This is a genomic window from Burkholderiales bacterium, from assembly GCA_013695435.1.
In the GTDB taxonomy this organism is placed as follows: domain Bacteria; phylum Pseudomonadota; class Gammaproteobacteria; order Burkholderiales; family JACMKV01; genus JACMKV01.
In genome coordinates this window covers 1-12,550 of record JACDAM010000188.1, presented here as the reverse complement: position 1 = coordinate 12,550, position 12,550 = coordinate 1, and the positions used below count along the sequence as shown (strand labels likewise).

Annotated in this window: 11 protein-coding genes; 10 read left to right on the top strand and 1 reads right to left on the bottom strand. The window is 58.1% G+C overall.

Going from position 1 to position 12,550, the window contains the following annotated elements; translation table 11 throughout:
* The 9 genes from H0V78_09605 to H0V78_09565 all read left to right on the top strand — a co-directional run.
* Positions 1 to 1,238 (top strand): Type II secretory pathway component PulD (locus H0V78_09605; protein MBA2352017.1); only part of this gene is annotated, 1,238 nt, incomplete at its 5' end.
* Positions 1,235 to 2,596, top strand: coding sequence for a tetratricopeptide repeat protein (locus H0V78_09600; protein ID MBA2352016.1), 1,362 nt, complete (start codon positions 1,235 to 1,237; stop codon positions 2,594 to 2,596). The genes H0V78_09605 and H0V78_09600, both read left to right, overlap by 4 nt.
* 9 nt (positions 2,597 to 2,605) lie before the next feature.
* Positions 2,606 to 4,309: a type II/IV secretion system protein gene (locus H0V78_09595; protein ID MBA2352015.1), complete on the top strand. Its 1,704-nt coding sequence runs from the start codon at positions 2,606 to 2,608 to the stop codon at positions 4,307 to 4,309.
* Between the two features lie 12 nt (positions 4,310 to 4,321).
* Positions 4,322 to 5,527, top strand: a complete 1,206-nt coding sequence (locus H0V78_09590; protein ID MBA2352014.1) for a type II secretion system F family protein — start codon at positions 4,322 to 4,324, stop codon at positions 5,525 to 5,527.
* On the top strand, positions 5,524 to 7,062 hold the full coding sequence (locus H0V78_09585; GenBank protein ID MBA2352013.1) for a hypothetical protein: 1,539 nt from the start codon (positions 5,524 to 5,526) through the stop codon (positions 7,060 to 7,062). The genes H0V78_09590 and H0V78_09585 overlap by 4 nt, the downstream gene beginning before the upstream one ends.
* Positions 7,059 to 7,661, top strand: coding sequence for a hypothetical protein (locus H0V78_09580; GenBank protein ID MBA2352012.1), 603 nt, complete (start codon positions 7,059 to 7,061; stop codon positions 7,659 to 7,661). The genes H0V78_09585 and H0V78_09580 overlap by 4 nt, the downstream gene beginning before the upstream one ends.
* A complete protein-coding gene (locus H0V78_09575; GenBank protein ID MBA2352011.1) occupies positions 7,658 to 8,269 on the top strand; it encodes a hypothetical protein in 612 nt (203 codons plus the stop codon). Before H0V78_09580 ends, H0V78_09575 begins: the two co-directional genes overlap by 4 nt.
* Positions 8,266 to 9,333: a hypothetical protein gene (locus H0V78_09570; protein ID MBA2352010.1), complete on the top strand. Its 1,068-nt coding sequence runs from the start codon at positions 8,266 to 8,268 to the stop codon at positions 9,331 to 9,333. Before H0V78_09575 ends, H0V78_09570 begins: the two co-directional genes overlap by 4 nt.
* 21 nt (positions 9,334 to 9,354) lie before the next feature.
* Positions 9,355 to 10,071 (top strand): type II secretion system protein, encoded by a 717-nt coding sequence (locus H0V78_09565; protein ID MBA2352009.1) that lies wholly within the window; start codon positions 9,355 to 9,357, stop codon positions 10,069 to 10,071.
* On the opposite strand, the gene H0V78_09560 is transcribed toward H0V78_09565, so the two are convergent.
* The gene (locus H0V78_09560; protein ID MBA2352008.1) at positions 10,030 to 11,796 is read right to left on the bottom strand and encodes a HAMP domain-containing histidine kinase; all 1,767 of its coding nucleotides are present in this window, start codon (positions 11,794 to 11,796) and stop codon (positions 10,030 to 10,032) included. The genes H0V78_09565 and H0V78_09560 overlap by 42 nt on opposite strands.
* Positions 11,797 to 12,162: 366 nt before the next feature.
* Here H0V78_09560 and H0V78_09555 point away from each other — a divergent pair.
* Positions 12,163 to 12,550 (top strand): prepilin-type N-terminal cleavage/methylation domain-containing protein (locus tag H0V78_09555; protein MBA2352007.1); only part of this gene is annotated, 388 nt, incomplete at its 3' end.

The following is a 12,550-nucleotide window of genomic DNA, read 5'->3' as shown; positions in this document are numbered from 1 at the left end:
CTGCTGGCGCGCAAGGCAGTCCGGTTGCTGGCGGCACCGGTAACGCATCGAACACGACAGTCACGAGCAAATCGAGAAATGATTTCTGGGACGTGCTAGCGCAGAACGTCCGCAATATCCTGGCTTCGACGCAAGCGCAAAAGCTCTCCTCTGAAGAAAGAATCGCTCGCCTCGATCAGATCAAGGCCGCGCAGGCCGAACGTCTGCAGCAGGCCACGGCAGTAAGCGGCGCAGGCGCTTCCGCTGCGAACCTGTTCAGTACCGCATTCCCCACGCCTTTGCCGGTCCCCGGCGATCCGAAAGACGACATCGTCATCAACCCCGTTGCCGGCACCGTCAGCATCCTGGCAACCGGGCGCCAGCAGGCTTTGGTCCAGCAATATCTGGATAGTGTGACCGCATCGGTCCAGCGCCAGGTGTTGATCGAAGCGACGATCGTCGAAGTGCGCCTTTCAGACACTTATCAGGCAGGCGTGGATTTCAGCCGGCTCGCGATAACAGGGGGCCTGAATGTGACGCAATCCCTGACGCAAGGCAGCTTGTTGAGCCCGCCGAACCTGACTATTGGCTACGTGAATCCGATGTCCGCAATCGGCAATATCGCCGCCGCGGTCAGACTGCTTGAGCAATTCGGCGATGCGCGTGTGCTATCGAGCCCGAAACTGATGGCGCTGAACAATCAGACGGCGCTGCTGAAAGTTGTCGATAACCGCGTATTTTTCAACGTGCAGGCGGAGACCGTCACCAACCAGACGACGGCGACGACGACTTTCAACACGACGATCAATACCGTCCCGGTCGGCCTCGTGATGTTCGTAACCCCGCAAATCGACGAAAACGGCAGCGTCATGCTGAACGTGCGACCCACCGTTTCACGCATCACGAGCTTTGTACGCGATCCAAATCCTTCGCTGGCCGCCGCCAACGTGACCAACCTGATCCCCGAAATCCAGGCACGCGAGATGGAATCGGTGTTGCGCGTAGGCAGTGGTCAGACCGTCGTGCTTGGCGGACTCATGCAGGACGACGTCAGACGCAATCGCGACGGTGTGCCGGTTCTGTCGCAACAACCGGTGATTGGCGACGTGTTCAGTTTCCGCGACGAGGCCGTGGTCAAGTCTGAACTGATCATCTTTTTACGCCCGGTGGTGGTGGCGAATCCGTCGCTCGAATCCGAAGAGCTTAAATCGCTGCAGCGCTTCTTGCCGTCGAGCAGCAGCGCAAAGGACGTGCAGTGAGTTTATTGCTGAAAGCGCTGCAGAAAGCCGGCGAGGAGCGGACTGGCGGCCAGGCGGCTTCTGCGCCTTCGCCGCGCGAACTGACGCTGCAACCCGCGGACCACGTATCGACGGCGCGAAAACCGATTTACACCGACCCAAGCCCGGCACAGGCTGCCGCCATCTTGGCTGCGGGCAGCCCACGCACGCGTGTAGCAGACTACGTCCGCGAACGTCCGCTGATAGTATTTTCGGTCGCCGCCGCCTCGTTCCTGATTGCATACGGCTCTTACGTTTACGTGCAGCTGGTGCCGCCCACTCGCGTAAATTACGCGCCGTCGCCAGTCGCAAATCAGCCGATCCCAGGCTCATCTTCGCCGACTGCCTTCGCAGCGACTGCCGCTTTGCCGGGCGCCGCTTTACAGGGTACCGCTTCTCCTGGCCAGCCGCGCGTGACATCGAAGAATTCCAGTCCTATCGCCTCCGCGCAAGCCGTGCAACTACCGTCGGCCGAGCCTGCTACGCGACGGGTGGCTTCATCGGTCGCAGCGGTAGCGAAATCTCCGGCGAACGGGAGCGCCGAATCTGTTCCGAACGACTCATTTTTTCCAGACATCAATGCAACGCGCAACGCGACGCCTGGCGCGCACAACAGGATGATCGATGAGAGCTCTTCCGTTCAACCGGTTAGCCCGCCAAGACCGAAGCAGACCGCGGTCACGATTACCAAGCTGGATTCAGCTTCCACGTTCGGGTTTGAGCCCGCACACAGCATCGACGTGAGCCGGGAAACGCCAGCCGTCAGGGTCGATCAGGATCTGGCGGATGCCTACCAGGCATTGCAAAGCGGCCATCACACCGACGCCGAAGCGCGCTACAAAAAACTCGCGCAGGCCGAACCGAACAACGCCGATGTACTGCTCGGCCTCGCTGCGGTTGCGATCCAGCAGACGAAGTCGGAACAGGCGAGCGAATACTATTTCCGGATTCTCGAGTCCGATCCGAAGAACGCCTTGGCGCAAGCCGGCTTGATCGCCGTCGGCGGCCAGGCGGACAGGCAGAACGCCGAAACGCGACTCAAGCAACTGATCGATCGCGAACCCTCGGCGTTTCTTTATTTTGTTCTGGGCAATCTGTACGCCGATCAATCGCAATGGGCGGCCGCACAAGCCGCCTATTTCCAGGCGCATCATCTACAGCCCGATCATCCCGATTACGCATTCAATCTGGCTATCGGGCTTGAGCATTTGAGTCAGCGCAAACTCTCTGTCGATTACTATCGGCGCGCTCTCTCTCTGGTCGCTCTACGCGGCAATGCCAGCTTCGATGCAGCCTCGGTTGAGCGGCACGTCGCCGCGCTCGCGGCTGTCGCGGAGTAACAGAAAACCGTGATCGAGCAACGCAAAAAACTTCGCCTCGGCGAACTGTTAATCCAGCAGGGCTTGATCACGCAGGATCAATTGCGTATCGCGCTTACCGAACAAAAGTCCAACCCGATGCCGATCGGCAGGCTGTTGGTACGGCTCGGTTTTGTCACCGAAGCCGTGATCCGCGACATGCTCGCGCAGACCATCGGTCAGGAAAGCATCGATCTGACGCAAGTCGTGGTCGATGCCGATGCGCTGAAATTGGTGCCGCAGGATTTCGCGCGCCGCCATCGCCTGCTGCCGATCGCGTTCGATGCCGAAACGCAAACGTTGATCGTTGCCGTCAGCGAAATTTTCAACGTCGTTGCCCTCGATCAATTGCGCGCCTCGCTCGGCTCCGAGATCGATCTCAAGACTGTGCTGGCCGGCGAAGCCCAGCTTGAAGAAACCATCGATCATTTTTATGGTTTCGAGCTGTCGGTCGACGGCATCCTGCGCGAGATCGAAACCGGCGAGATCGATTACCAGAGCCTGCCAGCCGGCGGCGAAGAATACACGCAGCCGATCGTTCGACTGGTTGGCGCGTTGCTGATCGATGCCGTCAAGCGCGGCGCTTCCGACATTCACTTCGAGCCGGAATTTGCATTCCTGCGCATCCGCTATCGCATCGACGGTGTCCTCGAACAGGTGCGCAGCCTGCACAAGACATATTGGCCGGGCGTCGCGGTACGGCTGAAAGTGATCTGCGGCATGAACATCGCTGAGACGCGCGCCGCACAGGATGGACGCCTGTCGCTGAATCTGAACGGCCGCCCGATCGATTTCCGCGTATCGACCTTGCCGACCATTTACGGCGAAAACATCGTGCTGCGAGTGCTGGACCGCGACAAGTCGATTCTGCGGCTCGACCGCATGAATCTGCCCGAGCACACGACTACGATCCTGAACCGGTTGATGGCGCGGCCCGAGGGAATTCTGATCTTGACCGGGCCGACCGGCAGTGGCAAAACGACAACCCTGTATTCGCTGCTGTCGCAAGTCAACAATGAGACGGTCAACATCATGACGATGGAAGACCCGGTCGAGTACCCGGTGACGCTGATGCGGCAGACCTCGGTCAACGAATCCGTCAAGCTCGATTTCGCCAGCGGCATACGCTCGATCATGCGCCAGGATCCCGACATCATTCTGGTCGGCGAAATCCGCGATCGTGAAACCGCCGAGATGGCGTTCCGCGCGGCGATGACCGGTCATCAAGTTTACACGACGCTACACACCAATTCGGCGATCGGCGCGTTTCCGCGCCTGCTCGATATCGGCATCCTGCCCGATATCATGGCCGGCAATATCATCGGCGTGATCGCGCAGCGTTTGGTCCGCGTGTTGTGCCCGCACTGCCGGGAGAGTTATCAGCCGGCGCCCGAAGAACTCGCTTTGTTCCGAAAAGAAGCCGGCGAAGTGGGCAAGCTGTATCGGCCGGTCGGCTGCAAGCAGTGCCACTTCAAGGGATACAAGGGGCGCATGGCGCTGATGGAAGTGCTGCCGATGGATGGTGATCTCGATGAGCTTGTCGCTCGTCGCGCGACTGCGCGGGAACTGAAAAGCGCAGCGCGCCAAAAGAACTTCCGCTCGCTGGCCGATGACGGTCTGCAGCGCGTGATCGATGGAACGACGAGCGTGGCCGAGGTCGGGCGCACCGTCGATCTGACCAGTCGCCTGACCTGACGCAGGCCCGTCGTGCCAGCATTTCTGTACAAGGCGGTGGATAAAAGCGGCCGGCCCGCGCGCGGCAGCCTCATCGCGGTCAACGAAATCGACCTCGAGTTGCGGCTGCGCCGCATGGGACTCGATCTGATTACCTTGCGCGCCCTGAGACCCGGCTCGGCGTCGCTCGCGCGCGGCAAGATCACGCGGCGCGATCTGATCACTTTCTGCTTCGACGTCGAGCAGATCGTTCGCGCCGGTATTCCGCTGCTCGAAGGCATGCGCGATCTGCGCGACAGCATGGACAATCCGCGCTTTCGCGAAATCATCGCCTCGCTGATCGAAGACATGGAAGGCGGCAAAACCCTGTCGCAGGCATTGGCGACGCATCCGGTCGTGTTCAATCATGTTTTCGTCGGCCTGGTCAAAGCCGGCGAGACCGCCGGGCGATTGCCGGAAATTTTCGAGAATCTCGGCACGACTTTGAAGTGGCAGGACGAGATCATCCTGCAAACGCGCAGGCTGATGTTGTATCCGATGCTGGTGCTGGCGCTCGTGATCGTGGTCGTTGTCGTTCTGCTGGTCGTGCTTGTGCCGCAGGTCGTCTCTCTGTTGAAGACGATGAACATCGCTTTACCGATACAGACGCGCGTGCTGATCGCGTTATCCAACGCCATCATCGCGTGGTGGCCGCTTTTTCTCGGCTTGCCGATCATCGCCGCAACGTTTATCACGATTGCGATACGGCGCAGTCAGCGCGCACGTTATCTATGGGATTACATCCAGTTGCAGGTTCCGGTCACCGGCGAGATTCTGAAAAAAATCATACTCGCGCGGTTCGCCAATTTCTTTGCCCTCATGTATCAGTCCGGCATCACGGTGTTGGAAGCGATCAAGACCAGCGAGGAAATCGTGGTCAACCGTGTAATCGCGGACGGGCTTGCGCGCGCGGGCCAGCAGATCGCTGGCGGAGAAAGCCTGACCGAATCGTTTCGCAACATCGGCGTGTTTCCCCCGCTGGTGCTGCGCATGCTGCGCGTCGGCGAAACCACGGGTGCGCTCGATTCGGCGTTGCTCAACATCAGCTATTTCTACAACCGCGATGTCAAGGAAGCAGTCGATCGTGCGATGAAGCTTCTGGGCCCGGTGATGACCATCGTGCTCGCTTCGATCCTACTGTTCATCATGATGGCAACACTGATGCCGGTTTACGACATCATCGGACAACTCAAGCTGTGATTACCGAAAAGCTACTTCTGTGCATATCGGCGGCGCAGGCCACCGCCGCGCACTGGCGGCGTGGACGCCTGGTCGAATGTCGCGCGTTCGCTTGCAGCGATCAAGGCTTGATGGAATTCGACAGCTATCTGACTGCTTTCTCCCGCACCCCGGTATATGTGCTGGCCGACTCGGTCGAGGAAGACGTGCGTTTCGAAACCTTGCCGCATGCGACCGGCGGCGATCGCGCGCAATTGGTTAAGCGCAAGCTGACACAGATTTATCGCGCAACGCCGTATTACGTCGCCAAACTGCGTGGGCGCGACGAGAGCAAACGACGCGACGATCGTTTTCTTTTCGCCGCGCTGACCAATCCAGAGCTGATCGACAACTGGATCGAGGTTCTCAAACTTCGCGATATACCGATAGCTGGCGTCTACCTCGCGTCCATGGTCGGGCGCACCCTCCTTGACAAGTTGAACATCGCGATACCGAATCTGCTGCTGGTTGCGCAAACCGCGGCCGGGTTGCGCCAGACCTATTTTCACGCGCGCGCGCTGTCGGCGAGCCGGCTGACGCCACGCGAAAAGCGCCATGACGATGCGCGCAGTACAATTACAACGCTCAGTGAAGAGATCACCAATACGCGGCGCTATCTCGAATCGGTCAAGGCCAAACCGCAGGACGAGCCGCTATCAGTCGTGGTCATCGATCATGATGGTTCGTTGCCGCGATCGGATCTCAAATTCGATGTCGAAATGCAGTTTTTGCACGTCGACCGCGACGAACTTTCGAAGCGCTTCGGCATTTCGGTCGCTTTGCTTGGCCAGTTCCCTGATGCGCTGCAATTGTATTCGCTTGGATTGCAGGCCCCTGATTCGAATCTGGCGCGGCCGCAGCTGATCAGTAGTTTTCGTCACCACCAGCAGCGCCGGGCGCTTTACGCGCTCAGCACCGCGGCCGCGGTCGCCGCCGTTGCCTGGACCGGCCTGAACGTTTACCAACGCGTCGACTACGATAGTCAAACGGCCGGCCTTGCCGACCAGACCGCGCGCTACCAGTCGCAGTATGCGGAGGCAAGCCAGCAATTTCCGCAGGCGCCGACCTCTGCCGACAATCTGCGGCGCATCGTCGAAGCCGCGCAGAAAATAAGGAGCGAAGGGCGCAATCCAGAAATGCTGCTCAAGGTGGTGAGCCGTGCGCTCGACCTCAATCCCGACATTGCGCTGAAGCGATTGGTATGGCATGCGGGAGCGCCTGGTAGTGCGAGTCCTGCTCCGATTGAATCCGCGCCGCCCGGAGCCGGCATTGAAATGGGTTCGATCGAAGGCGAGATCATGCCTTTCAACGGCAACTATCGCGCCGCGCTTGAAACCATAAACCGCCTGACCGCAGCACTTCAGGCCGATCAGGCAGTTGCAGAGGTGCGCGTCGAGCAACTGCCGCTAAACATCAATTCCGCTGCAAGTTTGAGCGGGAGCACGATGAATAGCGCGCAAGCTGCAACCGCGCCTTTCACGCTCACCATCTTATTCAAAACGGGGTTGCCGTCGTGATGGCCAAAGCCGGCGGACTGAAAAGACTGCGCGCGCCTTTCGCAGCTTTGCTGCTCGTACTGGGTTGCGGCACTGCAGCGGTTGCGCTGACTGACCGCGACCTCGGCGCAGCCAGGCAACGTACCGAACAACATGAGCAACAGGCGCGTGAAGCGCGGCTGCGTTTGCAGAAATCGGGTGAGGAAAAAGCCATCATCTTGCGCTACCTGCCTGAATATCAGGCGCTGCAGAAGCAAGGCTTCGTCGGTGCCGAGCAGCGCATCGACTGGCTCGATGGACTGCGGACGGCGAATACGCGAGCGAATCTGTTTGGCATCGAATATCAGATCGGCGCGCAACAGCCGTATCCAGTGGCCGGGTCCGCGGAGGCGTCGCTACCACTCCAGCAATCATTGATGAAAATCAGTTTTCAGCTATTGCATGAAGAAGACTTGCTGCGGTTTTTCAAGAACCTGAAAGATCAGGGCGCCGGAACCTATGCCTTGAATGAATGTGCCGTCGAGCGCATCGCCGGCAGCACTGGCGGCATCCAACCGAACTTACGCGCCGAATGCGAGCTTGCCTGGATTACCTTGAATGCCGAAGCGGTGAAACCATGATGCAAAAACTTTCCATCGCCGCGCTATTTTCCGCGGCTTTGATCTGTCCAATCGGTACGGCTGCTGAATTGAGCCCGGCACCCGCGGCTTTGGGCAGACTATTCTTTTCCCCGAACCAACGCGCCGAACTTGATCGCGCACGCCATGCTCCGCCGATAGCAGTGCCTAAACCTGTAATGCAAGTCGTCGCGAAGCCCGTTGCACTTCCTCCTTCTCCAGCTCCGGAAATCGTCACCGTGAACGGTATGATTCAGCGCAGTGATGGGCAATCGACGATCTGGATCAACAACAAGCCCGTTAGCGACCACGAAACTGCCGCCGCAATCGCGATCAAGAACCGGGAGGGGGCAGGTCGGGTGACAATTCGGATTCCGGATTCGCAACGTAGTTTGCAGATGAAGGTCGGGCAAAGCGCGGATTTGCGAACCGGCAAGATCAGCGAGCGTTACACGAGCCCTGTTGCCGAAATCAGGCCAGCGTTAAAGATAAAAAATCTAACTCGGCCAGAAAACGCAGCTAGGCGCACGCTGACGGCTGAGGTCGAAGATACCGGTCCTGAACAGTCAAACGAGCCATCTTCCGGCTTGGATAGCGCGCAGCAGCAATGAACAAGAAAAAAAACGGTCGCCGTATAGCACTTCTCGGCAAACAGCATGGCGTCGTAGTCCTTATCATATTGCTCATGCTCGGTATTGGATTGGCCAGCGCCTTGGTCACGTCTTTGTCGAAGGCGAAGCCACGCCTGGAGAACGACGCCCAGACCGCCGCTGCGCTGGCGCAGGCCAGGGATGCATTGATTGGTTACGCCGTTAGTCATTCCGCCCGACCCGGCCTGCTTCCGTTTCCGGATCGGAGCGCCGATGGCAACTACGATGGCATTAGCGACTGCTCTCCAAGCACGATCACCAATGCTTTATTGCTGGGCAAACTGCCACGTCGAGGAGAAAACGTTCCCTGCATGGGTCCGTTGGGAAGTTTGAACTTCGCTGAAGTGGATGGCAGTGGAGAAGACCCATGGTATGGGGTCTCCCGGAATCTTCTAAGAGCGCCATCAAGCTCTTTTAACATTCCGCTCGTTTTAAATGGAGCGAGTAATTGGCTGACCGTCCGTGATGTAAGCGGCGCGGTGTTAAGCAATCGAGTCGCATTCGTTCTGTTCGCACCGGGGGCGCCGCTCGGCACGCAAAATCGCGCTGGGGCGGCCGTTGCCCGTAACTATCTCGATGACTATCGGGTAGGCGTTACAAATTACCGGAATTGGGACAACGATCGCGATTTCATCGTTGCAGCCGACACTGTTACCACTCCGGCCGCAAATAATCAGTTTAACGACAAACTAATTTATGTAACCCGTGATGAATATCGTGTAGCGATTGGAGGTCGAGTGGCAGGGGAATTGAAAAGCCGACTTAAAGCTTTTTACGATGCCAACGGAGACTATCCTTTTGCGGCGCCTTCCACGGCTGGCGAGTGCGTTGCTTCGGCCACCATTGGGTACGTGGCGATCAAAGACGACGCACCCAATGACTGTCTCGCTTCTGGGGGAGCGGCAGTCAGTCTTTCCAGCTTGCCCTGGTTTGCCGAGTGGCAATCCTACGTCCTTTACGAACGAACTGGCTCGGCTGCGGCAACCCTTTCTATTTTTGGAAAAGACTACGCCCTTACACCTTAATCGTCAGACGAAAGCTCTCCAATGAAACTACCTTTTCCGCATTCTGCTTCCGGTTTTACCCTAATTGAACTGGCGATCGCCATGTTGATTATCGGTTTGCTCGTTGGCGGCCTGCTAGCGCCACTCGCAGCGCAAATAGAGCAGCGCAAACTAACTGAAACGCAGAAGGCTTTGCAGGAAATTAAAGAGGCGCTAGTTGGCTTTGCAGTAACCAACGGTCGTTTGCCATGTCCCGACTACGATACCGACCCGACTGCGGCGGGGTATGGGGTAGAAGATATTTCATGCAGCGCCGTACCAGCGGCAGAAGGCTATTTGCCGTGGAAAACTTTAGGAGTTTCGGATCTCGATGGATGGGGAACAAAACGAATCGCCGCGACCTCTCCCCGCATTGGCGACTGGCGTTATCGGGTGGACAGAAATTACGTGACTACGACAGGTTTCAAGAGTTTTGCGCTAATGCCCGCTCCTCCGAGCCCCTTCCTGGACGACTTGCGGGTGCAAGACCGAGCTGGAAATGATCTCGCCGCGGCCCAGGAGCGTGCAATCGCTATCGTTTTTTCTGCCGGAAAAGACACGAGCGCAAATCTGGCAAATGCGTTATTCGACCAAATTTATACCAGCGACACGCCCGATAATCTCGTTCCGAGCGACCCCGGCCATTTTGACGACGTAGTTGCCTGGCTCTCGCGGCCGTTAATTGTTAACCGGATGGTCGCTGCGGGTAGGCTGCCATAAGACGCTATGCGGGTCGGGGCTTTGGGAAGCTGGAGTGCCTCTCAATACGAAACATACCTTCCCCGGCTCGTTGTCCTGCAACACCAATCCGTAGTTGAGTTGCGCCGCCTGCTGATGCGCGTGATACAAGCCAATTCCCAATCCCGTTCTGGAAGCGACAGGCCCCCCGAATAGTCGGCGCGCGATTGCGGCATCGACCGGAGCGCCGTTATCGCAAACGGAAAATCGCGGTTCCGGATCGAAAGACAACTCCACCTCGATCCTGAAATCGGTAAGCGTGTGACTTTTATTCAGCGCGTTCTGTATCAGGTTGTCAGCGATGCTGTCGAACAGGTCGGCGGGCAATAAAACGTTCGTCGGATCTCCGCGTCGCCGAAATCTGACCTGCTTGTTGTCGTAGCGCAGCTTCAGATTTTGCCACCATTGCAGCGCTTCAATCTGCGCCGAATCGGGCTTTGCCGGCGCCTTCAGTTTTTCCAGCGTTCCCTGCAGCCGCTGTGTAATCTGGGGTAGCTGGCGCTGCATCAGAGCGCGCAGCGCTTCGGCCTGATCGGCGTCCGCGCCCTCGACGGCCGCGCAAAGCGATCGCAGCGATTGCAACAAATTCTTGACGTCATGGGTGAGGCGCGCGCCGGTTTCGTAAATGGCCTGCGTGTAGGCGTTGTTGCGCTGCGTTAGTTCACGCCGTTTGGCGTCGTAGAAATCTCCCAGTAACCGCAGCAGCAATTTCACGTGCACGGTCAACGCCGGGCTCAGAGTCGAGTGGGTGAAGATCAAAAAATCGACTCCGCGAAACGAAAACTGCGAGTTGAACCTCGACGCTTCGCCGACTTCACCGTCGCTTGCCGTTCCATGCCAGCGGACGCCCGAAACCCAGGGCAAAAAGGTCATTTCCTGAACCGCGCAGACCAGAAATTTTTCCGGATCGCTTTCGCGGTCGGCCAGATTGGCGAGGCTCTGCATCCAGGTTTCGAACGGCAGTCCGATCGACAGGAAATAGGACGACAGGAACTGCTGCAATCCGCCAAAACGTGCGTGTGGATTCCATAACCAGCTGACAACGACCAGCAGGAAGGCGATTACGAGCAGCGTCTGGGCGAGTGCCGCGACGTAATCGTTCTGACTGACGACCTTGACGACAAAGCTGCCAAGAATCAGCACGGTTACTCCAAGAAACAGCAGCAGACTGTAAATGAGATCTACAGCGACGGGCTTCAGTGTTTCACTCCGCGAGGGCTCGACCTTGATAAACAGAATTGCGAGCGGCAGCAACGGAAGGCCGTAACGTGCAGTCCACACTGCCGCGTCGGGCAATGCATCGTCGGGAAACAGTTGCGGAACTACCCACGTCAGGAGAAACGACAGCAGGTAAACGGCGGCGAGAAGGGACGTAAGCCGCTCGCCGCGATGCTGCCCCGTCACGTTGCCGCCGATCAACGCAAACAGAACCGAAAGCCAAAAGATGGTCAGCCACCAGTTATTCGAAACGATCAAAAAGACGCCGGCAGCGATAACCAGCATCACATGCATCGCCTTCAGCCGGCTTTCGTTTCCCCACATTGGCTGCCAGATCAGAAACAAACCAAAGTGTGTCAGAAGCAGGGCGCGCTGCCACCACTGCTCAACACCCCAAGCCAACGCGCCGTGCGCCGCGAGCAGCATCAGCCCCAGCCACAACTGCGGTCGGATGATCAACAGGCGTTGCGGATAAGTCATGACGCTCATGTATGTTCTCTATTCAACGGCAGTGCCGAGATTTTGCCGCGCCCGAAGCGCGCCCCCGTGACGGCGGCCAATTTAGCACGGGAACGGACGCCGGAGAGGGTCCGCGAGGGGCTGTCGAATTCTCGTCGCGAGCGACGATTTAATGACAAATTGGGAGCTGCCGGGATCGTGCCGGACGTCGTTATTTGAATGTAAGGGACTGATGCGAGTCCGAAAATCGGAAAACTAAGTGCATCGTCACTAAACGTTTTCGAACCAAATATTAAAGGCGCGAACCGTGCGTTAAACGTTCGCGGCGCACTTTGGGAGATGGGCATATGTCTTGCTCATAGTCCCATCAGTCATTCACTATAACGGCCACAGAAAATGAAGAAACAGAGCGGGTTTACCTTAATCGAAATCGCCATCGTACTGGTGATCATCGGCTTGCTGCTCGGTGGCGTTCTCAAGGGACAGGAGCTGATCAACAGCGCGCGAGTAAAAAACCTGGCGACGGATTTCCGCAGTGTGCCGGTTTTTATTTATGGATATCAGGACAAGTTCCGTGCATTGCCTGGGGATGATCCCGGCGTAGTCGCGCATGTGAATGGTACTCCGGCAACGACCAGCGGCCCGACGGGCAACGGCTCAATCGGCGGTGCCTGGAACTCCGGGATACATACCGATGAATCGGTGCTGTTCTGGCAGCACGTGCGGCTCGCCGGGCTCGCGCCTGGGTCGACCACGGCGCCCACCACTCCGGCGGGGGTCGCCC

Coding starts and splice junctions, on each gene's coding strand:
- H0V78_09560 (MBA2352008.1), bottom strand. CDS start 11,796: ATGAGCGTCATGACTTATCCGCAACGCCTGTTGATCATCCGACCGCAG.
- H0V78_09575 (MBA2352011.1), top strand. CDS start 7,658: ATGATGCAAAAACTTTCCATCGCCGCGCTATTTTCCGCGGCTTTGATC.
- H0V78_09565 (MBA2352009.1), top strand. CDS start 9,355: ATGAAACTACCTTTTCCGCATTCTGCTTCCGGTTTTACCCTAATTGAA.
- H0V78_09570 (MBA2352010.1), top strand. CDS start 8,266: ATGAACAAGAAAAAAAACGGTCGCCGTATAGCACTTCTCGGCAAACAG.